Origin of the sequence: Pseudomonas kitaguniensis (genome assembly GCF_049199985.1) — a bacterium.
In the GTDB taxonomy this organism is placed as follows: Bacteria; Pseudomonadota; Gammaproteobacteria; order Pseudomonadales; family Pseudomonadaceae; genus Aquipseudomonas; species Aquipseudomonas kitaguniensis.
In genome coordinates this window covers 106,896-130,599 of record NZ_JBLZPT010000015.1, presented here as the reverse complement: position 1 = coordinate 130,599, position 23,704 = coordinate 106,896, and the positions used below count along the sequence as shown (strand labels likewise).

Sequence of the window (23,704 nt, the reverse complement as noted above, 5' to 3'; positions counted from 1 at the left end):
ATCTAGACCGATGGCTCAGCCCAAAAATGGAAACCCCCGTAGATACGGGGGTTTCGGCCTTGTGTCAATCTATGTTGTGTCGTGTCAATCTTTATTGTTTTGTGTCAATCTTTATTGTTAGAAACCACCTGGAGGCCCGTTGGGCCTCCAGAGTCTGCGGTATTACTCCACCGTCACCGATTTTGCCAGGTTACGTGGCTGGTCAACGTCAGTGCCCTTAAGCACAGCAACGTAGTACGACAGCAGTTGCAGCGGGATGGTGTAGAGGATCGGCGACAGCGTGTCGTGGATGTGCGGCATGTTGATGACGTGGGTGCCTTCGCCGTTGGTCATGCCGGCTTTTTCGTCGGCGAACACGATCAGTTGGCCGCCACGCGCGCGCACTTCCTGCAGGTTGGATTTGAGCTTTTCCAGCAGTTCGTTGTTTGGCGCGACGGTGACCACCGGCATGTCGTCATCCACCAGGGCCAGCGGGCCGTGTTTCAGTTCACCGGCCGGGTAGGCTTCGGCGTGGATGTACGAGATTTCCTTGAGTTTCAGCGAGCCTTCCATCGCTACCGGGTACTGCGCGCCACGGCCGAGGAACAGGGTGTGGTTTTTGTCGGCGAACAGCTCGGCGACTTTTTCCACGGTGCTGTCCATGGCCAACGCTTCGCCCAGACGGGTTGGCAGGCGGCGCAGTTCTTCGACCAGCGTGGCTTCGACGCCTTCGGCGAGGGTGCCGCGCACTTGGCCCAAAGACAGGGTCAGCAGCAGCAGGCCGACCAGTTGGGTGGTGAACGCTTTGGTCGATGCCACGCCGATTTCGCGACCGGCCTGGGTCAACAGGGTGAGGTCGGATTCACGCACCAGCGAGCTGATGCTGACGTTGCAGATGGCCAGGCTGCCGAGGAAGCCCAGCTCTTTGGCGTTACGCAATGCGGCCAGGGTGTCGGCGGTTTCGCCGGACTGGGAGATGGTCACGAACAGGGTGTCGGGCTGCACCACTACCTTGCGGTAGCGGAACTCGCTGGCAACTTCGACCTGACACGGGATGCCGGCCAGTTCTTCGAGCCAGTAACGCGCAACCATGCCTGCGTGGTAGCTGGTGCCGCAGGCGACGATCTGCACGTTGCGCACTTTGGCAAACAGCTCGGCGGCTTGTGGGCCGAAGGCGTTGACCAGCACTTGGTTCTGGCTCAGGCGACCTTCCAGGGTGCGCTGCACCACGGATGGCTGCTCGTGGATTTCCTTGAGCATGAAGTGGCGGAATTCGCCTTTGTCAGCGGCTTCAGCGCCGTCGCGGTATTGCACGGCTTCGCGCTCGACGGTCTGGCCGTTGATGTCCCAGATCTGCACGCTTTCACGGCGAATGTCGGCGATGTCGCCTTCTTCCAGGTACATGAAACGGTCGGTGACCTGACGCAAGGCGAGTTGGTCGGACGCGAGGAAGTTTTCACCCAGGCCCAGGCCAATCACCAATGGGCTGCCACTGCGCGCGGCGACCAAACGGTCAGGCTGGCTGGCGCTGATCACGGCCAAGCCATAGGCGCCGTGCAGGTCTTTGACCGTCGCCTTGAGGGCGGTGGTCAGGTCGCTGTGGTCCTTGAGCTTGTGGTTCAGCAGGTGCGCGATGACTTCGGTGTCCGTGTCCGAGGTGAACACGTAACCCAGGCCCTTGAGCTGTTCACGCAGCACTTCGTGGTTTTCGATGATGCCGTTGTGCACCACCGCCAAATCACCAGAGAAATGCGGGTGCGCGTTGCGTTCGCACGGCGCGCCGTGAGTCGCCCAGCGGGTGTGAGCGATGCCGAGGCGGCCGACCAGCGGCTCGCCGGCCAGGGCCTGGTCCAACTCGCTGACTTTGCCCGGGCGACGCATGCGCTCAAGTTTGCCGGCATTCGTGAAGATCGCCACGCCAGCGCTGTCATAGCCGCGGTATTCAAGGCGCTTGAGGCCTTCGATCAGAATGGCAGTAACGTTACGTTCGGCGACTGCGCCAACAATTCCACACATGGTGTATCTCCTAGATGACGGCCGCGCATATCAGCGTTATGCCGCGGGCTTGGATCTGGTCGCGGGCCTCAAGCGGCAGGCGATCATCGGTAATAAGGGTATGGACGCTGCTCCAGGGCAGTTCCAGGTTAGGAATCTTGCGGCCGATCTTGTCGGACTCAACCATCACCACCACTTCACGGGCAACCTCGGCCATTACGCGGCTCAGCCCAAGTAATTCGTTAAACGTGGTAGTGCCGCGCTGTAGATCGATGCCATCGGCGCCGATGAACAGTTGATCAAAATCATAAGAACGCAGTACTTGCTCCGCGACCTGGCCCTGGAACGAGTCGGAATGCGGGTCCCAGGTGCCGCCGGTCATCAACAGCACCGGTTCGTGTTCCAGCTCGCTCAAGGCCCCGGCAACGTGCAGGGAGTTGGTCATCACCACCAGGCCGGGCTGGTGGCCCAGCTCGGGAATCATCGCGGCGGTGGTGCTGCCGCTGTCGATGATGATGCGCGCGTGTTCGCGCAAACGCATGACGGCCGCCCGCGCGATGGCGCGCTTGTAGGCCGAGATCGGTTGGGCGGCGTCGCCGACAAGTTCCTGCGGCATGGTGATTGCGCCGCCGTAGCGGCGCAGCAACAGGCCATTGCTTTCGAGGGCTGCGAGGTCCTTGCGGATGGTCACTTCCGAAGTTTCGAAACGTTTGGCCAATTCATCCACACTGACTTCGCCCTGTTCGGTGAGCAAGGTCAGAATGTTGTGGCGTCGTTGGGGAGTATTTCGTTTCGACATTGTGATGATAAGTTTCGTTTCGAAAGATAACGAAGGCAATCAAAACCTATTGGCGGAAAATCGTCAAGCGGTGGATAGCGATTTTTGCTGCAGCGCCTAATAAATGTGGAAGCGGGCTTGCTTGCGATGGCGGTCGGTCAGTCACTGAATAGGTGACTGTTACACCGCCATCGCGAGCAAGCCCGCTCCCACACAAGAGGCAGGTTACTTATGCAGCTGTGGATAACTTAGCGCTTGGTGATTTTGACCGGGCGTTTCCAACCGTCGATGTTGCGCTGGCGGGCGCGGGCGACGGCAAGTTGCGACTTATCCACATCCTGATTAATCGCCGAACCCGCGGCGGTGTTGGAGCCGTCACCGATGGTCACAGGCGCAATCAGCGAATTGTTGGAGCCGATGAACACATCTTCACCAATGGTCGTCTGAAACTTGTTCGCGCCGTCATAGTTGCAGGTGATGGTGCCTGCTCCGATGTTGCTGCGCGCGCCGATCACGGCATCGCCCAAGTACGTCAAGTGACCGACTTTCGCGCCCTCACCCAGATGGGCGTTTTTCAGTTCGACAAAGTTACCCACATGGGCTTTGGCTTCCAGCACGCTGCCAGGGCGCAAGCGCGCGAACGGACCGGCATCGCTGCCCTCGCCCATCACGGCGCCGTCGATGTGGCTGTTGGCTTTCACTACCACGCCTTTGCGCAAGGTACTGTCCTTGATCACGCAGTTCGGGCCAATCACTACGTCGTCTTCGATGATCACGCGGCCTTCAAGAATCACGTTGATGTCGATCAGCACGTCGCGGCCGACGGTCACCTCACCGCGTACGTCGAAGCGTGCCGGGTCGCGCAAGGTCACACCTTGCGCCATCAGGCGGCGGCCTTCGCGCAGTTGGTAGTGGCGCTCAAGCTCTGCCAACTGCTTGCGGTCGTTGGCGCCCTGCACTTCCATCGGGTCGTGAGGCTGTTCGGTGGCGACCAGCAGGCCGTCATTCACCGCCATTTCAATCACGTCAGTCAGGTAATACTCGCCCTGCGCGTTGTTGTTGGACAAACGGCTCATCCAATCCGCCAGGCGATCGGCCGGCACCGCGAGAATCCCGGTGTTGCCTTCGGTGATGGCGCGTTGGGCTTCGCTGGCATCCTTGTGCTCGACGATGGCTGCGACTTTGCCGTCGGCAGTGCGCACGATGCGCCCATAGCCGGTAGGGTCGTCCAGCTCAACGGTGAGCAGGCCCATCTGGCCAGGCACCACGTGTTTGAGCAGGCGCTGCAGGGTGTCGACTTCAATCAGCGGCACGTCGCCGTAAAGGATCAGCACAGTGTCGGCGCTGATAAACGGTACGGCCTGCGCAGTGGCGTGGCCGGTGCCCAGTTGTTTGTCCTGCAATACGAAATTCAGGTCATCCGCCGCCAGGCGTTCACGCACCGCGTCGGCACCGTGGCCGATGACCACGTGAATGCGTTGTGGGTCGAGTTGACGAGCGCTGTGGATAACATGGCCAAGCATGGAGTTGCCCGCCACCGGGTGCAGCACTTTGGGCAAGGCTGAACGCATACGGGTGCCCTGGCCTGCGGCGAGAATGACGATTTCAAGAGACATGAATGGCTACCAATCCTGGGTGGTCCGGGTTCAGACCTGAGAAGTGTTTTTGCAAAAAAGAAAAAGGGTAGCCGAGGCTACCCTTTTTAATCAATCACACATGAAGCATTACGGCTGGGCCGCTTACTTCTTGCGGATCTGCTGGAGCGTGCGCAGCTGAGCTGCAGCCTCGGCCAGACGTACAGCAGCAGCGCTGTAGTCGAAGTCCGCGCCCTTTTCGTTCAGGGCCTTCTCGGCAGCCTTTACGGCTTCCTGAGCGGAGGCTTCATCCAGGTCGCCAGCACGTTGCACGGTGTCGGCAAGTACCTTGACCATGTTCGGCTGAACCTCGAGGAAACCACCGGAGATGTAAAACACCTCACGTTCCCCGCCTTGCTTGGTCAGAGTGATCGGACCTGGCTTCAAGCTGGTGATCAATGGCGCGTGGCCCATGGCAATACCCAGGTCACCGAGTTCGCCGTGTGCAATCACCATTTCTACCAGACCGGAGAAGATTTCCCCTTCCGCGCTGACGATATCGCAATGGACTGTCATAGCCATCTGATTGCCTCAACCTGATGAGCGCCCGTTACCGGGCGCCGGGATTACAGTTTCTTGGCTTTCTCGATCGCTTCTTCGATGCCGCCGACCATGTAGAACGCTTGTTCTGGCAGGTGGTCGTAGTCACCGTTGAGGATGCCTTTGAAGCCAGCAATGGTGTCTTTCAGGGAAACGTATTTACCCGAAGCACCGGTGAAGACTTCAGCCACGAAGAACGGCTGCGACAAGAAGCGCTGGATCTTGCGAGCACGGTTTACCAACTGCTTGTCGGTTTCCGACAGCTCGTCCATACCCAGGATCGCAATGATGTCCTTCAGTTCTTTGTAACGCTGCAGCACGTACTGAACGCCGCGAGCGGTGTCGTAGTGCTCCTGGCCGATCACGTTCGGGTCCAGCTGGCGCGACGTCGAGTCGAGTGGATCGACCGCTGGGTAGATACCCAGGGAAGCGATGTCACGGGACAGAACGACAGTGGCGTCCAAGTGGGCGAAGGTGGTCGCAGGCGACGGGTCGGTCAAGTCATCCGCAGGTACGTATACCGCTTGGATCGAGGTGATCGAGCCTTCTTTGGTCGAAGTGATACGTTCTTGCAGAACGCCCATCTCTTCAGCCAGAGTCGGCTGGTAACCTACTGCAGAAGGCATACGGCCCAGCAGTGCGGATACTTCAGTACCGGCCAGTGTGTAACGGTAGATGTTGTCGACGAACAGCAGAACGTCGTTACCTTCGTCACGGAACTTCTCGGCCATGGTCAGGCCAGTCAGTGCTACGCGCAGACGGTTACCCGGCGGCTCGTTCATCTGACCGTAAACCAGTGCCACTTTGTCCAGAACGTTGGAGTCCTTCATCTCGTGGTAGAAGTCGTTACCCTCACGAGTACGCTCACCCACACCGGCGAACACGGAATAACCGCTGTGCTCGATGGCGATGTTACGGATCAGTTCCATCATGTTTACGGTTTTGCCTACACCGGCACCACCGAACAGACCGACTTTACCGCCTTTGGCGAACGGGCAAACCAGGTCGATAACCTTGATACCGGTTTCGAGCAGATCGTTGCCGCCAGCTTGTTCGGCGAACGAAGGTGCTGGACGGTGAATGCCCCAGCGCTCTTCGGTGTCGATCGGGCCAGCTTCGTCGATCGGGTTGCCCAGCACGTCCATGATCCGGCCCAGGGTCGCTTTACCGACCGGTACGGAGATGGCAGCGCCAGTGTCAAGCACGCCCAGACCGCGCTTCAGGCCCTCGGTGGAACCCATTGCAATGGTCCGTACCACGCCGTCGCCCAGCTGCTGCTGAACTTCGAGAGTGGTGCCGGCCTCGCTCTGTACTTTCAAAGCGTTGTAGATGCTCGGTACGCTGTCGCGTGGGAATTCCACGTCGATAACGGCGCCGATGATTTGAACGATACGTCCGCTACTCATAGCTGGATCCTCTGAATATTTGAACCGTTAAACCGCGGCAGCGCCGCCGACGATTTCCGAGATCTCTTGGGTGATCGCAGCCTGACGCGCCTTGTTGTAGATCAGCTGCAAATCGCTGATCAGATCACCGGCGTTATCGGTAGCGTTTTTCATCGCGATCATCCGCGCCGCTTGTTCAGCTGCGTTGTTCTCGACCACCGCCTGGTACACCTGCGACTCCACGTAGCGCACCATCAAGCCGTCAAGCAGCTCTTTGGCGTCTGGTTCGTAGAGGTAGTCCCAGTGGTGCTTGAGTTCCTGATCCGGAGTCGCCACCAGTGGAATCAATTGCTCCACGGTTGGCTGCTGGGTCATGGTGTTGATGAACTTGTTGGATACCACGGACAGGCGGTCAATCCGGCCGTCCAGGTACGCATCCAGCATCACCTTCACACTGCCGATCAAATCATTGATCGACGGTTCTTCACCCAGGTGGCTGATAGCTGCTACGACGTTGCCGCCGAAGTTACGGAAAAAGGCCGCACCCTTGCTACCCACAACACACAGATCGATCTCGACGCCCTTTTCGCGGTTTACCGCCATGTCCTTGACCAGGGCCTTGAACAGGTTGGTATTCAGACCACCGCACAAACCACGGTCACTGCTCACTACCACATAACCCACACGCTTAACGTCGCGGTCGATCATGAATGGGTGGCGGTATTCCGGGTTAGCGTTAGCCAAATGCCCAATTACCTGGCGGATACGCTCCGCATAAGGACGGCTAGCAGCCATGCGCATTTGTGCCTTGCGCATTTTGCTGACCGCCACTTTTTCCATGGCGCTGGTAATCTTTTGCGTGCTTTTGATGCTCGCAATCTTACTGCGAATCTCTTTTGCGCCTGCCATGTAACACCTATCAGGTTAGCAAGCGGGAGCCTTGCGGCTCCCGCTGCGGCTTACCAGGTTTGGGTGGCCTTGAACTTCTCGATACCGGCTTTCATGCCAGCATCGATATCGTCATTGAAGTCACCCTTCACGTTGATCTTCGCCATCAATTCGGCGTGATCGCGGTTGAAGTAAGCAATCAGCGCTTGTTCAAAGCTGCCGACCTTGGTGATTTCAACGTCGGTCAGGAACCCACGCTCAGCGGCATACAGCGACAACGCCATGTCAGCGATCGACATTGGGGCGTATTGCTTCTGCTTCATCAGCTCGGTAACGCGCTGACCATGCTCAAGTTGCTTACGGGTCGCTTCGTCCAGGTCAGAAGCGAACTGGGCGAATGCCGCCAGTTCACGGTACTGAGCCAGAGCGGTACGGATACCACCGGAGAGCTTCTTGATGATCTTGGTCTGAGCGGCACCACCCACACGGGATACCGAAACACCGGCGTTTACTGCAGGACGGATGCCTGAGTTGAACATGGCCGATTCCAGGAAGATCTGACCGTCGGTGATGGAAATCACGTTGGTCGGAACGAACGCGGAAACGTCGCCAGCCTGGGTTTCGATGATCGGCAGTGCGGTCAGGGAACCGGTTTTGCCGGTCACTGCGCCGTTGGTGAACTTCTCTACGTATTCTTCCGAAACGCGGGATGCGCGCTCCAGCAGACGGGAGTGGAGATAGAACACGTCGCCTGGGTAAGCTTCACGGCCTGGTGGACGGCGCAGCAGCAGGGAAATCTGGCGGTAAGCCACTGCTTGCTTGGACAGATCGTCATAAACGATCAGCGCGTCTTCACCGCGGTCGCGGAAGAATTCACCCATGGTGCAACCGGAGTACGGTGCCAGGAATTGCAGCGCAGGAGATTCCGAAGCACTGGCAGCCACGATGATCGTGTTGGCCAGGGCGCCGTTTTCTTCCAGCTTGCGAACCACGTTGGCGATGGTCGATTGCTTCTGACCAATGGCTACGTAGACGCAGAAAATGCCGCTGTTCTTCTGGTTGATGATCGCGTCGATCGCCAGAGCGGTTTTACCGATCTGACGGTCACCGATGATCAGCTCACGCTGGCCACGGCCGACAGGAATCATGGCATCGACAGCCTTGTAGCCAGTCTGTACAGGCTGGTCTACCGACTTACGCCAAATCACGCCTGGAGCAACTTTCTCGACCGCATCGGTCAAGGTGTTGTTCAGCGGACCTTTGCCGTCAACTGGGTTACCCAGTGCGTCGACTACGCGGCCCAGCAGTTCCTTACCAACCGGAACCTCCAGGATGCGGCCTGTGCACTTGGCGCTCATGCCTTCAGCCAGACTGGTGTACGCGCCCAATACAACGGCACCTACGGAGTCTTGCTCCAGGTTGAGGGCCATACCGTAGACGCCGCCCGGAAACTCGATCATCTCGCCGTACATTACGTCGGCCAGACCGTGAATCCGCACGATGCCGTCAGATACGCTGACGACAGTGCCTTCGTTACGGGCTTGGGAGGTCACATCGAGCTTGTCGATGCGGCCCTTGATAATTTCACTTATTTCGGAAGGATTGAGTTGCTGCATTGCTCTGCTGCCCCTTCAAACTCAAGATTTCAATGCTTCGGCAAGATTCGCGAGTTTGCCGCGAATCGAGCCATCGATAACCAGGTCGCCGGCGCGAATGATGACACCACCAATCAGGGTGGCATCCTCCGCAACTTGCAGGCGCACTTCCCGGTCGAGTCGTGCACTGAGAACCTTGGCGAGTTTGTCTTGCTGTTCTTGGTTCAATGCAAAAGCACTGGTGACTTCAACGTCTACCGACTTCTCTTGCTCGGCCTTGTACAGGTCGAACAGAGCGGCAATCTCCGGCAGAAGCGGGAGACGGTCGTTTTCGGCAACGACGTGAATGAAGTTCTGCACTTTCACATCAAACTTGTCGCCGCACACGTCAATAAACGTGGCGGCCTTGTCTGCGCTCGTCAGTCGCGGGGCCTTGAGCACGCGCTGCATGGTGTCGTCTTGCGACACTGCTGCAGCCAGGCCGAGCATGGCTGACCAAGAGGCCAGCTGCTGGTGGGCCTGGGCGTGCTCGAAGGCTGCCTTAGCGTAAGGTCGGGCCAACGTGGTCAATTCTGCCATGATCGCCCTCGCTTAAATTTCAGCAGCCAGTTTGTTAACCAGCTCCGCGTGCGCGTTTTGATCGATTGTGGCACCCAGGATCTTCTCGGCGCCGCCGACGGCCAGAGCACCCAGTTGGGCACGCAGCGCATCTTTGACACCATTCAGTTCCTGCTCGATCTCGGCCTGAGCCTGAACCTTCACACGGTCAGCGTCGATACGGGCTTTTTCAACAGCCTCTTCAACAATCTGGTTACCGCGTTTCTTGGCTTGCTCAATGATTTCGGCTGCCTGAGCTTTCGCTTCGCGCAGTTGTTGACCCACTTTATCGTGGGCCAACTCCAGGTCGCGAGCTGCTCGTGCGGCAGCGTCCAGTCCATCCGCGATCTTCTTCTGACGTTCGTGCAAAGCTGCGATGACCGGAGGCCATACGAACTTCATGCAGAAAACGACAAAAATCAAGAACGCTAAGGACTGACCAATAATGGTTGCATTAATGTTCACGCCAATACCTCGCTCATTCGTTGCACAACACACCAATCACTCGAAAAAACGAGTGATTAACCGGCGAGTTGACCAACGAAGGGGTTCGCGAAGGTGAAGAACAGAGCGATACCAACACCGATCATGGTCACGGCGTCGAGCAGGCCGGCAACGATGAACATTTTAACTTGCAGCATTGGAACCATTTCTGGCTGACGCGCTGCGCCTTCCAGGAACTTGCCGCCCAGCAGGCCGAAACCAATGGCAGTACCCAGGGCGCCCAGGCCGATCAACAGTGCAACAGCGATAGCGGTTAGACCAACTACAGTTTCCATCTTTCCTCCCGACTTTTACGTCGTATGGTTTAGGTTTTTTAGATTTTAAAGCGGTAAAACAAATCGTTTCATAGCCCTTTCAGGCCACCTTCCCGTTTCACCGGGAAGGACATCAGACTGGCCGAGGCCGGTCTTAATGGTTCTCTTCGTGCGCCATCGACAGGTAGACGATGGTCAGCATCATGAAGATGAAGGCCTGCAGGGTGATGATCAGGATGTGGAACACAGCCCACGCCCACTGCAGAACAATACCCAGGCCGCTAAGCCAGAGCAGACCGCTGCCGAACATCACAGCGATCAGAATGAACACCAGCTCGCCGGCATACATGTTGCCGAACAGTCGCAGAGCCAGGGAAATCGGCTTGGCGATCAGGGTCACGAATTCCAGCAGGAAGTTCACCGGGATCAGCAGCGCTTGCAAGAATATGTTCTTGCTGCCGAACGGGTGCAGGGTCAGTTCGCCGATGAAGCCGCCGATGCCCTTAATCTTGATGCTGTAGAAAATGATCAACGCAAACACCGACAGGGCCATGCCCAGGGTGGCGTTCGGGTCAGTGGTCGACACGGCACGGAATGGAATGTGCGGATCGCCGCTGATCGCCATGGCGAGCTGAGGAATCCAGTCAACCGGGATCAGGTCGACGGCGTTCATCAGGAACACCCAGACGAAGATGGTCAGTGCCAGCGGTGCAATCACCGGGCTACGGCCATGGAAGCTGTCTTTCACGCTGCCATCGACGAATTCGACCAGTACTTCAACGAAGTTCTGCAGGGCACCTGGCTGACCGGAAGTCGCCTTTTTTGCCGCCATGCGGAAAATCAGGACGAAGATCAGACCCAATGCGACCGACCAGCCCAGAGTATCCAGGTGGAAAGCCCAGAAGCCCATTTCTTTGGCCTCTGCTGCGGAGTGGGCAAAGCCCCAGCCGCCGTTGGGAAGCTGACCGAAGGTCAGGTTCTGCAAGTGGTGCTGGATATAGCCCGAAGCGGTTGTTTCTGCCATGGTTGCCTCAAACGCCCTAAGGTTTCGAAAGTCTTGTTTTCATTAGCAGGGGAGCGAACCAGCTGACCAGTTGGGTCAACACGAACACGCCGAATACAGCCAGCGGCGCCAATGGCTTCACACCTGCAAAGGTCAGTGCGAACAGCACTGCCGTCAAAATCAGTTTGCCTGCTTCACCGGCATAAAAAGACCGGACGATAGCTTGGGCTGCTCGGGCGCCGGAAAACCGAAAGGCCCTGTGAGCAAAATACATATTGGGCAGCAAGGCTATCAGGCCTCCGCAAAGTCCTGAATACCCGGCGACGACTCCCTGCCAATACCAAAGCGCCAACGCGGCGATCAGCAAAACGACAAATTGCGCCAATAAAACCGGGAAAACGGCCAAGCGATGGAACGGCAACGTGTTTGGCGTGCGGGTTTCCATCACTCTTGCTCCTCAATGGTCGGCTGCCGGAAATCAATAACTTGGCATAATTTGTGCCGACAAAATGCGCGCAGAGTATAGGGGCGGTTCTGCCCCTATTCAACTGTCGGGTAGTGTTTTCCGATCGCGCGCTACATAAGCAAATGTTTCAGCGGATGTGGGCAAGGACGCCCTGAAGCTCATCAAGGGAGTTATATCCGATGACTAATTGCCCTTTGCCTTTCTTGCCGTGGCGAATTTGCACCGCAGAGCCTAGGCGCTCGGCCAGGCGCTGCTCAAGGCGCGCAATGTCCGGGTCCGGTTTTGCCGCTTCAACGGGCTCAGGTTTGCCACTCAGCCACTGGCGAACCAGGGCCTCGGTCTGACGAACGGTGAGACCCCGTGCGACAACGTGTCGCGCCCCTTCAACCTGTTGATTTTCCGGCAAACCGAGCAACGCACGGGCGTGGCCCATCTCCAGATCGCCATGCGACAACATGGTTTTGATGACTTCCGGCAACGCAATCAGGCGCAGCAAGTTGGACACGGTCACACGAGACTTGCCCACCGCATCGGCCACTTGTTGCTGAGTCAGCTGAAACTCCTGCTGCAAACGCTGCAACGCGATGGCTTCTTCGATCGGGTTGAGGTCTTCACGCTGGATGTTCTCGATCAACGCCATGGCGATGGCGGTTTCATCCGGCACATCGCGCACCATCGCCGGAATGGTTTCCTTGCCGGCCTGCTGGCTGGCACGCCAGCGGCGCTCGCCGGCGATGATTTCAAAGCGGCCGCCGCCAATGGGGCGCACCACAATCGGCTGCATCACGCCCTGAGCCTTGATCGAATTGGCCAGTTCTTCCAGCGCCTGGGGGTCCATGTCCCGGCGCGGCTGGTATTTGCCGCGCTGGATCAGGTCCAGCGGCAGGTGCTGAAGCTCGCGCTCGTCGGCCTGCACCGCTTGTTCTTCCAGCGAAGTGACAGTCGGACCACTCAGCAGTGCATCCAGTCCACGTCCGAGACCTCGTTTCTTGACGGCCATGGGGATTCCTTAAGTTGGCTGGGCGGCAGCGGTGCGTGAGTTGCGGCGTTGACGGCGAACCATCTCGCCGGCCAGCGCCAGGTAAGCAATGGCACCGCGCGATGATTTGTCGTACGCCAGCGCGGGCATGCCATAGCTTGGTGCTTCGGCCAGGCGGATGTTGCGTGGAATCACGGTGTCATACAACTGATCGCCGAAGTGTTCCTTGAGCTGCGCCGACACATCGTTCATCAGGCTCAGGCGCGGGTCATACATGGTCCGCAGCAGGCCTTCGATTTGCAGGTTGGGGTTAAGCAACTCGGCGATGCGCTTGATGTTATCCACAAGGTCGCTCAAGCCTTCAAGTGCGAAGTACTCGCACTGCATGGGGATAATCACCCCATCGGCAGCCACCAATGCGTTCAGCGTGAGCATCGACAACGACGGCGGGCAGTCGATCAAAATGTAATCGTAGTTCTCCCGGATCGGCGCCAACGCGCTGCGCAGACGGCTTTCTTTCATCTGCATTTCGAGCAGCACCACCTCCGCCGCGGTTAAATCGCGGTTGGCCGGCAGCAGTTGATAACCGCCGTGTTCGGAGTAGTGCATGGCCTGCCCCAGGTCGCACTCGCCAATCAGCAAGTCGTAGACCGAGTTTTCCAGGCCGTGTTTATCCACACCGCTACCCATGGTGGCGTTGCCCTGTGGATCGAGATCGATCAACAGCACCCGGCGCTTGGTAGCCACCAGGGATGCTGCGAGGTTGATACAGGTGGTGGTTTTGCCCACGCCACCTTTCTGGTTCGCTATCGCGAATACCTTAGCCATTCTTGCTTGTGTTCCCAATCATGCCGTGCGGCGCAGTATCAGCAGATGGCGTTGGCCTTGGCAACCGGGTACGGCCAAAGCGTGTTCGCTATCGAGGTGGAAGTCTGCCGGCAATGCTAACAGCTCGTCGCTTGGATGAACGCCCTTCATTGCCAGCCAGCGGGTGTCGCGGTCGCCCAAGTGGCGGGTCCAGTTGCTGAAATTCTCCATGCTGCTGAACGCCCGGGAAACAATCCCGTTGAAGGGCAGCTCAGGCGTGAAGGTTTCAGCACGGCTGTGGATAACCTGCAGGTTATCCAGTTTGAGTTCGAGTTTGACCTGAGTGAGGAAGCGGGTTTTCTTGCCGTTGCTGTCCAGGCACGTCACGTGCGACTCGGGAAACAGGATGGCCAACGGAATGCCGGGCATACCACCTCCACTGCCAACGTCGAGCCAGCGGCCGTTTTCGATAAACGGCATCACGCTCAAACTGTCGAGCAGATGGCGCGAGACCATTTCGTCAGGGTCGCGCACCGCCGTCAGGTTGTAAGCCTTGTTCCATTTGATCAACAGGGCCAGATAACCCAGCAGCAACGTGTGCTGGGCTTCGGTCAAGTCGACGCCCAACTGGCGTGCACCTGTGGATAACTCTTCGGCGTGTTGCGAGGTGACCAACGAACTCAAGCGCTTTGCTCCAACTGACGGCCCGCGCCGCGTTTTTTCAAATGAATCATCAACAGCGAAATGGCCGCTGGTGTGACACCAGGAATGCGTGATGCCTGGCCCAGCGTTTCAGGACGAGTTATCCCCAGCTTGCCTTGAATTTCTTTCGACAGCCCGGAAATACCGGTGTAGTCGATATCCACAGGCAGCTTGGTGTCTTCACTGGCGCGCAGGCGAGCGATTTCGTCCTGTTGGCGATCAATGTATCCGGCGTATTTGGTTTTGATCTCAACCTGCTCGGCGACCTGTGGGTCTTCTGCGCCGCCTCCGGTTACTTCAACCAGGCCAGCGTAGTCGATTTCGGGACGCGACAGCAGGTTCAGCAGGTTGTATTCGTGGGTCAACGGCGTGCCGAATTTTTCCGCAATCGCGTCGCCTTGCTCTGTGCCTGGGCGTACCCAAGTACTTTTCAGGCGCTGTTCTTCCAGCGTAATGCTTTCGCGTTTTTTGCAGAAGGCTTCCCAGCGCGCGTCATCGACCAAGCCCAGCTCACGACCTTTTTCGGTCAGGCGCAGGTCGGCGTTGTCTTCGCGCAGAATCAGGCGATATTCCGCCCGGGAGGTGAACATCCGGTACGGTTCCTGGGTGCCCAGCGTGATCAGGTCGTCAACCAACACCCCGATGTACGCTTCATCGCGACGCGGGCACCAGCTGTCTTTGCCCTGCGCGCGCAGTGCGGCGTTGGTGCCAGCCAGCAAACCCTGGGCGCCGGCTTCTTCGTAACCGGTGGTGCCGTTGATTTGCCCGGCGAAGAACAAGCCACCGATAACTTTGGTTTCAAGGCTGTATTTCAGGTCACGCGGGTCGAAATAGTCGTACTCGATGGCGTAGCCCGGACGCACGATGTGCGCGTTTTCCATGCCGCGAATCGACTGCACGATCTGAATTTGCACGTCGAACGGCAGGGATGTGGAAATTCCGTTCGGGTACAGCTCGTGGGTGGTCAAGCCTTCGGGCTCGATGAACACCTGGTGGCTTTCCTTGTCGGCAAAGCGGTGGATCTTGTCTTCGATCGATGGGCAATAACGCGGGCCAATGCCCTCGATCACCCCCGAATACATCGGCGAACGGTCGAGGTTCGCGGCAATGATTTCGTGGGTACGGGCGTTGGTGTGGGTAATCCAGCAGCTCACCTGTTTCGGGTGCTGCTCTTTGGAACCCATGAACGACATCACCGGTATTGGCGTGTCACCGGCCTGCTCAGTCATCACCGAGAAATCCACCGAGCGCCCGTCAATACGCGGCGGCGTACCGGTTTTCAGGCGGCCGACGCGCAGCGGCAATTCACGCAGGCGTTTTGCCAGGGCAATCGACGGCGGGTCACCGGCACGGCCGCCGGAATAGTTCTGCATGCCGATGTGGATAAGTCCGCCAAGGAATGTGCCGGTGGTCAACACCACGGACTCTGCAAGAAAACGCAGGCCCATTTGGGTAACAACACCGCGTACCTGGTCTTGCTCGACGATCAGGTCGTCGGCGGCTTGCTGGAATATCCACAGGTTCGGCTGGTTTTCCAGGGTTTCGCGTACCGCAGCCTTGTACAGAATTCGGTCAGCCTGCGCCCGGGTTGCCCTTACGGCCGGGCCTTTACGGCTGTTGAGCACGCGAAACTGGATGCCACCCTTGTCGGTGGCCATCGCCATGACGCCGCCGAGGGCATCGATTTCCTTGACCAGATGGCTTTTGCCGATACCGCCAATGGCGGGGTTGCAACTCATGGCACCGAGGGTTTCCACGTTGTGCGTCAGCAACAGGGTTTTTACACCCATGCGTGCTGACGCCAGTGCTGCCTCGGTACCGGCATGACCGCCGCCGATGACGATCACTTCAAAACGGGAAGGGAAATCCACCACGCACCTCGTGCCTGCTTATGTAGGTAATCAGGAATTATGGGTTGAAAGGGTTTTACAGCTTGGCGGCAAGTATAGGGACTTAGCCGTTCCTAAAGAACCCTTTGCACAAAATTTAACCAGCTGTGGATGAATCACAGACAATAGAAATTAAAAGAGAGAGATTTATTAAATCTTTGTTTTTATGTTTATTTATACTGAGCCTGTTTTCTGTGGATAGATTGCTGCAGGCCTTTATTTATGATGTGTACAGAGATTCAAAAGTCTGTGGTCATGTGCCCATGAGGGGCTTGGATAAGTGCTTTAAGCCTGTGGATTAAACAGGTGGTTATCCACAGAGGGGTTTTTACTCAGGTTTCAAGCCCTGTTATCAACTGGGCACAGGGGCGGTTATGCACAGAGCTTAATCGACAGAATTCTGTACGTAGGTACAAATAACCCCCACACAAAAGCCGCCAGGCGCCTGGTAATAAGTCAAAAAGGTAGGAGAAAACGCTGAAATCGGGGAAGCAGACAGGCGCGAGTGGCCTGTCTGTGAACATCGAAGGGTTATTTACCGATACAGAAGCTGGAAAAGATCCGCCCCAATAAATCATCCGAGCTGAAAGCGCCGGTGATTTCGCCCAGCAGTTGCTGCGCTTGGCGCAAGTCCTCAGCCAGCAGCTCGCCAGCTCCCGCCAAGGTCAACTGAGCACGACCATGCTCCAACGCTGCGCTGGCGTGACGTAACGCCTCCAAGTGCCTGCGACGTGCGCTGAAGCTGCTCTCTGAGGTCTGCTCATAGCCCATGCAGGCCTTCAAGTGGTCGCGCAGCAGCTCTAACCCATCGCCGGCAGACTTGGCACTCAGGCTGATGGTGACATGGCCATCCTCACCGGTGTGCAGCGCAATGGCTTCACCCGTCAGGTCGGCCTTGTTACGCACCAGGGTAACCTTGGCCGGGTCTGGCCGCTGCTCGAGGAATTCCGGCCACAGTGCGAACGGGTCCAGCGCCTCAGGCGCCGTCGCATCGACCACCAACAGCACGCGGTCTGCTTCGCTTATGGCTTTTAGCGCTCGTTCCACGCCAATTTTTTCCACCTGATCTTCTGTGTTGCGCAACCCGGCGGTGTCGACCACGTGCAGCGGCATGCCATCGATGTGGATATGTTCACGCAAGATGTCCCGCGTGGTGCCGGCGATCTCAGTCACGATCGCGGCTTCACGCCCTGCCAGGGCATTCAGCAGGCTCGATTTGCCGGCATTCGGCCGCCCGGCAATCACTACGGTCATCCCGTCGCGCAGCAAGGCTCCCTGGCCCGCCTCACGCAGTACTGTGGATAACTCATCACGGACTTTATCCAGCATTGCCAGAACGTGGCCATCGGCGAGGAAGTCGATTTCTTCTTCGGGAAAATCAATCGCCGCCTCAACGTAGATGCGCAGGCTGATCAACTGCTCGGTCAAGTTATGCACACGCAAAGAGAAAGCGCCCTGCAACGAGCGCAACGCATTGCGCGCCGCTTGTGCAGAACTGGCCTCGATCAAGTCAGCAATGGCTTCGGCCTGAGCCAGGTCGAGTTTGTCGTTGAGGAATGCGCGCTCGCTGAACTCACCCGGGCGCGCCAAGCGGCACCCCAGTTGCAGGCAGCGCTGCAGCAACATATCCAGCACCACCGGGCCACCGTGGCCCTGTAATTCCAGAACGTCCTCACCGGTGAAGGAATTGGGCCCCGGAAAATACAGCGCCAGGCCTTCGTCCAACACCGTTTCATCGGCGTCCAGAAAGGCACCGTAATGCGCATAGCGCGGTTTTAACTCGCGGCCGCTGATCGCCTTGGCTGCAACGCCTGCAAGCGGCCCGGAAATTCGAACGATACCGACACCGCCACGACCCTGAGCGGTAGCGACAGCAGCGATGGTTTCACGAGGAAAGCTCATCAGCAGGTTCCAGAACAAAAGTGACGGAAAGCAAAACGCCCCACTAGGGGGCGTCTTGTGTGGTTATCCACAGAGTAAATTACGCCGCAGCTTTTTTGGTAGCCGCTTCGATTTTACGTGTGATGTACCACTGTTGAGAGATCGACAACACGTTGTTGACCACCCAGTACAGCACCAGACCGGCTGGGAACCACAAGAAGAAGAAGGTGAAAATGATTGGCATCATTTTCATGACCTTCGCCTGCATCGGGTCCGGCGGAGTCGGGTTCAAACGCTGCTGGATAAACATGGTTGCGCCCATGATGATCGGCAGGATAAAGAACGGGTCTTTGATCGACAGGTCAGTTATCCACAGCATGAACGGCGCCTGGCGCATCTCTACGCTTTCCAGGAGTACCCAGTACAGCGACAGGAACACCGGCATCTGCACCAGAATCGGCAAGCATCCACCCAGCGGGTTGATCTTCTCTTTCTTGTACAACTCCATCATGGCCTGCGACATTTTCTGCCGGTCATCACCATGTTGCTCTTTCAGAGCGGCCAGTTTCGGTGCCACGGCACGCATGCGCGCCATCGACTTGTAGCTGGCTGCCGACAGAGGGAAGAAGATCCCCTTGATCAGCATGGTCAGGAAGATGATCGAGAAGCCCCAGTTACCGACGATGCTGTGGATATGTTGCAGCAACCAGAAAATCGGCTGGGCAATGAACCACAGAATGCCGTAGTCCACCGTCAGTTCCAGACCTGGGGACAACTCTTTCAGCACGGCCTGGCTTTTCGGGCCGGCGTACAGAGTGGCGCTGGTTTCAGCCTTGGCACCTGGAGCGACGTTCAACGCCGGGCCAGTAAAGCCAATGATGTAGTTGCCTTGGCTGTCTTTGCGGGTTTGAACCAGGTTGGCTTCACCCTTGTTCGGGATCCATGCGGTCACGAAGTAGTGTTGCAACCAGGCAACCCAGCCACCTTGAACGGTTTCTTTCAGCGCGCCCTTGTCGATATCTTTCATCGACACTTTTTTGTACGGCTCGCCACTTGTCCACAGGGCTGCGCCCAGGTAAGTCGCGGTGCCGGTGGCGGTGCTGGAAGAAGGATCGGCGCTGTTGTCACGCTTAAGCTGGGCAAACAGGTTGCCTGTCCACGGCTTGGCACTTTCGTTGTCGATCAGGTAAGTGACCTTCAAGTCGTACAAACCGCGGGTAAAGCTGAAACGCTTGATGTAGTTGACGCCGTCCTGACTGAATTTCAGGTCGACGTTCAACTGGTTCTGGCCATCAGCCAGTTGATAAGTCTTTTGTTCGGTCGAATAAACCGGACGACCGGTAGCACGCGCATCAGGACCGTCAGTGCCGGTCAGGCCGCTTTGTGCCAGATAAGTACGTTCGCCACCGTTATCAAACAGTTGGAACGGCACATCCGGATGGTCTTGGCGACGTGGATACAGCGGCAGTTTCAACTGCGCGATATCACCACCTTGTGGGTCGATAGCCAGGTCGAGCACATCCGTTTTTACATGGATGAGATCTTTATTGGTGACCACTGGCGTTTCTAGAGGGGCGCTTGTCTCGCCATTCGCGCTGGGAACATCGGCACTCGCGGACGCATTGGTACCCAGAGGCGTGTCCGAAATAGCCGGCGCAGCCTGATTGGTAGCAACATTCTGAGTCGGCAGGGCAGCTTGGCCGTAGTCCTGGTTCCACTTAAGAACCATGACGTAGGACACGATTGCCAGGGCGACGATCAGGATCGTGCGTTTAATATCCATGATTACTCGGCCATCGAAGAAGAACGGGAGGTAGGGATAGGCGGAACCGGGTCATAACCACCGGGATTCCACGGATGACAGCGACCTAAACGACGAAAGGCCAGCCAGCCACCGCGCACAAGGCCATGATTTTCTATGGCCTCTAACGCGTAGCAGGAACAACTGGGGTAGAAACGACAGTGGTTAGCCATCAGAGGACTAATGGCATAACGGTAAAACTGGATCGGAACGAGGGCCAGTTTACGCATTGGTGCTGTCTACCCCTACAGTTTCGGTGCTGACTACTGGTGCTGGCTTGTTGGTACGCGCCAAACGTTTCCAGAGCTTGCCGAAATGCTGAATCAATTCGGGGTTTTCTACGTCCCCCAAGCCTTTGCGCGCGACGATAACAATATCCCAACCAACCAGAGTGTCCTGGTGGAGGCGAAACGATTCGCGCATCAGACGCTTGAGGCGATTGCGCTCAACGGAGAGCTTTACGCTCTTCTTGCCGATCACCAACCCGAGACGGGGGTGATCAAGATCGTTGTTACGCGCAAGGAGCAGGAGATTTTTCCCCGGAACCTTGCCGGTGGGGGAGTCAAAGACTGCCTTGAAATGCCGGGGGGTTAGCAGACGCTTTTCCCGACTGAAGTCCTGACTCACCACCAGTACCGGATTATCAAACTGCCAGACGCGCACGACCTTTGGCGCGGCGACGCGACAGGACAGCACGGCCGTTCTTGGTAGCCATGCGAGCACGGAAGCCGTGAGTACGGGCGCGTTTGATGGTGCTTGGTTGGAAAGTACGTTTCATGGCGTTGTTACCTGGTTCGTCCACAACGGGCCGGAATGGCCCCCGTTTTAAGAGACCGGCGATTCTAGAGAAAGCAAGCCTCTAGGTCAATTTCCAACCAGCTTTTCCTCTAATTATATGTTTGTGGCTCCTCGCCACGTTTTTGTCCGACCGGGCTTTCATGAGCAGTGCCATAGATATAAAAATAAAGAAGGAAGTTATTTAAAGCTTTTCTGTAAAGCTTATAAAAGCTATAGGGCCACTTATCTGTGGATAACTACCTTTAGGCCACGTTTTACGTGCTGTACAGAGGATGACAAAGCGGGGGAGAAACGGTGCTCTGCCTGTGCTGCGCTGTCGGATAAGCTGTGTGTGGAATGGCTTGTTATCCACAGGCCAGTTACCCACAGACTTTCGACCCCACTTGTGCAACGGGCTTAGGTGCGCTTATCCACAGAGCTTATGCACACACCATTGGTCGGCTTTTTGATGCTTAACGCGTTGATTTTGGCTGCCTTGTGAGCAACCTACATGTGGATAAGTAGGCGGCTGACCGCTACAATGGCGGCTGTTTTTGCCTCACCGGCTTTCAACTTAGGGGATATCCGTGTCAGTGGAACTTTGGCAGCAGTGCGTGGAGCTTTTGCGCGAAGAGCTGCCTGCCCAGCAATTCAACACCTGGATCCGTCCGCTACAGGTCGAAGCCGAAGGCGACGAGTTGCGTGTCTACGCGCCGAATCGTTTTGTTCTCGACTGGGTTAACGAGAAGTACCTGAGCCGCGTTCTCGAATTGCTCGATGAACACGGCAATGGCATCGCGCCCGTTCTTTCCTTATTAATAGGCAGCAAACGCAGCTCCGCACCGCGCGCGGCTCCGAATGCGCCGTTGGCGGCAAGTGCTTCGCAGGCGCAGCAAACCTCGGCACCTGTTAATAACGTGCAAGCGCCCGTTGCCCAAGCGTCTTCGAAATCCACGTCGCAGAAAAACGCGCCTATTAATGAAGAGCCGTCGCGCGACAGCTTTGACCCAATGGCGGGTGCCAGCTCCCAACAAGCACCGGTACGCGCCGAACAGCGCACCGTGCAGGTTGAAGGCGCGCTGAAGCACACCAGTTACCTGAACCGCACGTTTACCTTTGAAAACTTCGTCGAAGGTAAATCCAACCAGTTGGCCCGCGCGGCTGCCTGGCAGGTGGCTGATAACCCCAAGCACGGTTACAACCCGCTGTTCCTGTATGGCGGCGTTGGTTTGGGTAAGACGCACTTGATGCACGCTGTGGGTAACCATCTATTAAAGAAGAACCCGAATGCCAAGGTCGTGTACCTGCACTCGGAGCGCTTCGTGGCCGACATGGTCAAGGCCTTGCAGCTCAACGCAATCAACGAGTTCAAGCGCTTCTATCGGTCTGTCGATGCACTGTTGATCGATGACATTCAATTCTTTGCGCGCAAAGAGCGTTCCCAGGAAGAGTTTTTCCACACCTTCAACGCCCTGCTCGAAGGCGGCCAGCAGGTCATCTTGACCAGCGACCGTTACCCGAAAGAAATCGAAGGCCTGGAAGAACGCTTGAAGTCGCGCTTCGGCTGGGGCCTGACCGTTGCGGTCGAGCCGCCGGAGCTTGAAACCCGTGTTGCCATTTTGATGAAAAAGGCCGATCAGGCGAAAGTCGATCTGCCCCACGATGCGGCGTTTTTTATCGCCCAACGTATTCGCTCCAACGTGCGTGAACTGGAAGGCGCGCTCAAGCGTGTCATCGCTCACTCGCACTTCATGGGCCGCGACATCACCATCGAGCTGATCCGCGAATCCCTGAAAGACTTGCTGGCGCTGCAAGACAAGCTGGTGAGTGTTGATAACATTCAGCGCACCGTTGCCGAGTACTACAAGATCAAGATTTCCGACCTGTTGTCCAAGCGCCGTTCGCGCTCGGTAGCACGTCCCCGTCAGGTGGCGATGGCGCTCTCTAAAGAGTTGACCAACCACAGCCTGCCGGAAATCGGTGATGTGTTTGGCGGTCGCGACCACACCACGGTTTTGCACGCCTGCCGAAAGATCAACGAACTTAAGGAATCCGACGCGGATATTCGCGAGGACTACAAGAACCTGCTGCGTACACTGACTACGTGATGACACCAGCGCAGCTTATTAAGGCAAGGGACTAGACCATGCATTTCACCATTCAACGCGAAGCCCTGTTGAAACCCCTGCAACTGGTCGCAGGCGTCGTTGAGCGCCGACAGACCTTGCCGGTGCTTTCCAACGTATTGCTGGTTGTCGAAGGCCAGCAATTGTCCCTCACCGGTACCGACCTGGAAGTCGAACTGGTGGGTCGTGTACAGCTGGAAGAACCTGCAGAACCGGGCGAGATTACGGTGCCGGCGCGCAAACTGATGGACATCTGCAAAAGCTTGCCCAACGACGCGCTGATCGACATCAAGGTTGATGAGCAAAAGTTGGTGGTCAAAGCCGGGCGCAGTCGCTTCACCCTGTCGACGTTGCCTGCCAACGACTTCCCGACGGTGGAAGAAGGCCCTGGCTCGCTGACGTGCAGCCTTGAACAAAGCAAACTGCGCCGTTTGATCGAGCGCACCAGCTTCGCCATGGCTCAACAGGACGTGCGTTACTACCTCAATGGCATGCTGCTTGAGGTGTCGGAAGGCATCATCCGTGCAGTCGCCACCGACGGCCACCGCTTGGCGATGTGTTCGATGAAGGCCGATATCGGTCAGCCGGACCGTCACCAGGTCATCGTGCCGCGTAAAGGTATCCTTGAACTGGCACGTTTGCTCACCGAGCCGGAAGGCAACGTGAGTATCGTCCTCGGTCAGCACCACATCCGTGCAACCACCGGCGAGTTCACCTTCACGTCCAAGCTGGTCGACGGCAAGTTCCCGGACTACGAGCGCGTGCTGCCTAAAGGTGGCGACAAGCTGGTGGTCGGTGATCGTCAGGCCCTGCGTGAAGCGTTCAGCCGTACCGCGATTCTGTCGAACGAGAAGTACCGTGGTATTCGCCTGCAACTGGCTAATGGTCAGCTGAAAATCCAAGCGAATAACCCGGAGCAAGAAGAAGCGGAAGAAGAAGTGGGCGTCGACTACAACGGCGGTTCGCTGGAGATCGGCTTCAACGTGAGTTACCTGCTCGACGTACTCGGCGTGATGACGACTGAACAGGTACGCCTGATTCTGTCTGACTCCAACAGCAGCGCCTTGGTGCAAGAATCCGACAACGACGACTCGGCTTACGTTGTTATGCCGATGCGCCTGTAA

Annotated in this window: 23 protein-coding genes; 2 read left to right on the top strand and 21 right to left on the bottom strand. The window is 57.2% G+C overall.

The genetic code is table 11. From position 1 onward, the window contains the following. Positions 1-162: 162 nt before the first annotated feature. The 21 genes from glmS to rpmH form a co-directional block, all read right to left on the bottom strand. Positions 163-1,995 (bottom strand): glutamine--fructose-6-phosphate transaminase (isomerizing), encoded by a 1,833-nt coding sequence (gene glmS, locus ACOZK9_RS18865; protein ID WP_058415804.1) that lies wholly within the window; start codon positions 1,993-1,995, stop codon positions 163-165. 10 nt (positions 1,996-2,005) lie between these two features. Next, positions 2,006-2,773, bottom strand: a complete 768-nt coding sequence (locus ACOZK9_RS18860; RefSeq protein ID WP_058415805.1) for a DeoR/GlpR family DNA-binding transcription regulator — start codon at positions 2,771-2,773, stop codon at positions 2,006-2,008. Positions 2,774-3,000: 227 nt separating this feature from the next. Beyond that, entirely contained in the window at positions 3,001-4,368 is a 1,368-nt protein-coding gene (glmU, locus tag ACOZK9_RS18855; protein ID WP_421556329.1) for a bifunctional UDP-N-acetylglucosamine diphosphorylase/glucosamine-1-phosphate N-acetyltransferase GlmU, read from the bottom strand. 123 nt (positions 4,369-4,491) lie between these two features. Further along, on the bottom strand, positions 4,492-4,908 hold the full coding sequence (locus ACOZK9_RS18850) for a F0F1 ATP synthase subunit epsilon (RefSeq protein WP_032885166.1): 417 nt from the start codon (positions 4,906-4,908) through the stop codon (positions 4,492-4,494). Between the two features lie 44 nt (positions 4,909-4,952). Then, positions 4,953-6,332 (bottom strand): F0F1 ATP synthase subunit beta, encoded by a 1,380-nt coding sequence (gene atpD, locus ACOZK9_RS18845; RefSeq protein WP_058415807.1) that lies wholly within the window; start codon positions 6,330-6,332, stop codon positions 4,953-4,955. Between the two features lie 27 nt (positions 6,333-6,359). Next, a complete protein-coding gene (atpG, locus tag ACOZK9_RS18840) occupies positions 6,360-7,220 on the bottom strand; it encodes a F0F1 ATP synthase subunit gamma (RefSeq protein WP_058415808.1) in 861 nt (286 codons plus the stop codon). Positions 7,221-7,270: 50 nt separating this feature from the next. Beyond that, entirely contained in the window at positions 7,271-8,815 is a 1,545-nt protein-coding gene (atpA, locus tag ACOZK9_RS18835) for a F0F1 ATP synthase subunit alpha (protein WP_058415809.1), read from the bottom strand. Between the two features lie 21 nt (positions 8,816-8,836). Then, entirely contained in the window at positions 8,837-9,373 is a 537-nt protein-coding gene (locus ACOZK9_RS18830) for a F0F1 ATP synthase subunit delta (RefSeq protein ID WP_003213551.1), read from the bottom strand. A gap of 12 nt (positions 9,374-9,385) precedes the next feature. Further along, positions 9,386-9,856 (bottom strand): F0F1 ATP synthase subunit B, encoded by a 471-nt coding sequence (locus ACOZK9_RS18825; protein WP_058415810.1) that lies wholly within the window; start codon positions 9,854-9,856, stop codon positions 9,386-9,388. Positions 9,857-9,912: 56 nt separating this feature from the next. Continuing rightward, positions 9,913-10,170 (bottom strand): F0F1 ATP synthase subunit C, encoded by a 258-nt coding sequence (atpE, locus tag ACOZK9_RS18820; RefSeq protein WP_002555987.1) that lies wholly within the window; start codon positions 10,168-10,170, stop codon positions 9,913-9,915. 133 nt (positions 10,171-10,303) lie between these two features. Then, positions 10,304-11,173 (bottom strand): F0F1 ATP synthase subunit A, encoded by an 870-nt coding sequence (gene atpB / locus ACOZK9_RS18815; protein ID WP_058415811.1) that lies wholly within the window; start codon positions 11,171-11,173, stop codon positions 10,304-10,306. A gap of 16 nt (positions 11,174-11,189) precedes the next feature. After that, a complete protein-coding gene (locus ACOZK9_RS18810; RefSeq protein WP_058415812.1) occupies positions 11,190-11,597 on the bottom strand; it encodes a F0F1 ATP synthase subunit I in 408 nt (135 codons plus the stop codon). A 148-nt stretch (positions 11,598-11,745) separates the two neighbouring features. Continuing rightward, positions 11,746-12,618, bottom strand: coding sequence for a ParB/RepB/Spo0J family partition protein (locus tag ACOZK9_RS18805; RefSeq protein ID WP_058415813.1), 873 nt, complete (start codon positions 12,616-12,618; stop codon positions 11,746-11,748). Between the two features lie 9 nt (positions 12,619-12,627). Continuing rightward, positions 12,628-13,425, bottom strand: coding sequence for a ParA family protein (locus ACOZK9_RS18800; protein WP_058415814.1), 798 nt, complete (start codon positions 13,423-13,425; stop codon positions 12,628-12,630). 18 nt (positions 13,426-13,443) lie between these two features. Further along, the gene (rsmG, locus tag ACOZK9_RS18795) at positions 13,444-14,088 is read right to left on the bottom strand and encodes a 16S rRNA (guanine(527)-N(7))-methyltransferase RsmG (RefSeq protein ID WP_058415815.1); all 645 of its coding nucleotides are present in this window, start codon (positions 14,086-14,088) and stop codon (positions 13,444-13,446) included. Continuing rightward, entirely contained in the window at positions 14,085-15,977 is a 1,893-nt protein-coding gene (gene mnmG / locus ACOZK9_RS18790; protein ID WP_058415835.1) for a tRNA uridine-5-carboxymethylaminomethyl(34) synthesis enzyme MnmG, read from the bottom strand. The genes rsmG and mnmG overlap by 4 nt, the downstream gene beginning before the upstream one ends. Positions 15,978-16,526: 549 nt before the next feature. After that, on the bottom strand, positions 16,527-17,897 hold the full coding sequence (gene mnmE, locus ACOZK9_RS18785) for a tRNA uridine-5-carboxymethylaminomethyl(34) synthesis GTPase MnmE (protein WP_421556328.1): 1,371 nt from the start codon (positions 17,895-17,897) through the stop codon (positions 16,527-16,529). 79 nt (positions 17,898-17,976) lie between these two features. Next, positions 17,977-19,659, bottom strand: a complete 1,683-nt coding sequence (yidC, locus tag ACOZK9_RS18780) for a membrane protein insertase YidC (RefSeq protein ID WP_058415817.1) — start codon at positions 19,657-19,659, stop codon at positions 17,977-17,979. Positions 19,660-19,661: 2 nt separating this feature from the next. Beyond that, on the bottom strand, positions 19,662-19,907 hold the full coding sequence (gene yidD, locus ACOZK9_RS18775) for a membrane protein insertion efficiency factor YidD (protein WP_082649112.1): 246 nt from the start codon (positions 19,905-19,907) through the stop codon (positions 19,662-19,664). Next, a complete protein-coding gene (gene rnpA, locus ACOZK9_RS18770) occupies positions 19,900-20,304 on the bottom strand; it encodes a ribonuclease P protein component (protein ID WP_341869439.1) in 405 nt (134 codons plus the stop codon). Before rnpA ends, yidD begins: the two co-directional genes overlap by 8 nt. 16 nt (positions 20,305-20,320) lie before the next feature. Continuing rightward, on the bottom strand, positions 20,321-20,455 hold the full coding sequence (rpmH, locus tag ACOZK9_RS18765) for a 50S ribosomal protein L34 (RefSeq protein ID WP_003213577.1): 135 nt from the start codon (positions 20,453-20,455) through the stop codon (positions 20,321-20,323). A gap of 586 nt (positions 20,456-21,041) precedes the next feature. Between rpmH and dnaA the strand changes: the two genes are divergently transcribed. After that, entirely contained in the window at positions 21,042-22,562 is a 1,521-nt protein-coding gene (gene dnaA, locus ACOZK9_RS18760) for a chromosomal replication initiator protein DnaA (RefSeq protein WP_058415818.1), read from the top strand. Between the two features lie 38 nt (positions 22,563-22,600). Then, entirely contained in the window at positions 22,601-23,704 is a 1,104-nt protein-coding gene (gene dnaN, locus ACOZK9_RS18755) for a DNA polymerase III subunit beta (protein ID WP_010565855.1), read from the top strand.

Bases quoted from the DNA above. Each gene is read 5' to 3' on its own strand.
- rpmH (WP_003213577.1), bottom strand. From the start codon at position 20,455: ATGAAACGTACTTTCCAACCAAGCACCATCAAACGCGCCCGTACTCAC.
- glmU (WP_421556329.1), bottom strand. From the start codon at position 4,368: ATGTCTCTTGAAATCGTCATTCTCGCCGCAGGCCAGGGCACCCGTATG.
- atpE (WP_002555987.1), bottom strand. From the start codon at position 10,170: ATGGAAACTGTAGTTGGTCTAACCGCTATCGCTGTTGCACTGTTGATC.
- dnaN (WP_010565855.1), top strand. From the start codon at position 22,601: ATGCATTTCACCATTCAACGCGAAGCCCTGTTGAAACCCCTGCAACTG.
- ACOZK9_RS18830 (WP_003213551.1), bottom strand. From the start codon at position 9,373: ATGGCAGAATTGACCACGTTGGCCCGACCTTACGCTAAGGCAGCCTTC.
- glmS (WP_058415804.1), bottom strand. From the start codon at position 1,995: ATGTGTGGAATTGTTGGCGCAGTCGCCGAACGTAACGTTACTGCCATT.
- ACOZK9_RS18850 (WP_032885166.1), bottom strand. From the start codon at position 4,908: ATGGCTATGACAGTCCATTGCGATATCGTCAGCGCGGAAGGGGAAATC.
- yidC (WP_058415817.1), bottom strand. From the start codon at position 19,659: ATGGATATTAAACGCACGATCCTGATCGTCGCCCTGGCAATCGTGTCC.
- atpA (WP_058415809.1), bottom strand. From the start codon at position 8,815: ATGCAGCAACTCAATCCTTCCGAAATAAGTGAAATTATCAAGGGCCGC.
- ACOZK9_RS18860 (WP_058415805.1), bottom strand. From the start codon at position 2,773: ATGTCGAAACGAAATACTCCCCAACGACGCCACAACATTCTGACCTTG.
- mnmE (WP_421556328.1), bottom strand. From the start codon at position 17,897: ATGAGCTTTCCTCGTGAAACCATCGCTGCTGTCGCTACCGCTCAGGGT.
- atpD (WP_058415807.1), bottom strand. From the start codon at position 6,332: ATGAGTAGCGGACGTATCGTTCAAATCATCGGCGCCGTTATCGACGTG.
- ACOZK9_RS18805 (WP_058415813.1), bottom strand. From the start codon at position 12,618: ATGGCCGTCAAGAAACGAGGTCTCGGACGTGGACTGGATGCACTGCTG.
- yidD (WP_082649112.1), bottom strand. From the start codon at position 19,907: ATGCGTAAACTGGCCCTCGTTCCGATCCAGTTTTACCGTTATGCCATT.
- atpB (WP_058415811.1), bottom strand. From the start codon at position 11,173: ATGGCAGAAACAACCGCTTCGGGCTATATCCAGCACCACTTGCAGAAC.
- ACOZK9_RS18810 (WP_058415812.1), bottom strand. From the start codon at position 11,597: ATGGAAACCCGCACGCCAAACACGTTGCCGTTCCATCGCTTGGCCGTT.
- atpG (WP_058415808.1), bottom strand. From the start codon at position 7,220: ATGGCAGGCGCAAAAGAGATTCGCAGTAAGATTGCGAGCATCAAAAGC.
- ACOZK9_RS18800 (WP_058415814.1), bottom strand. From the start codon at position 13,425: ATGGCTAAGGTATTCGCGATAGCGAACCAGAAAGGTGGCGTGGGCAAA.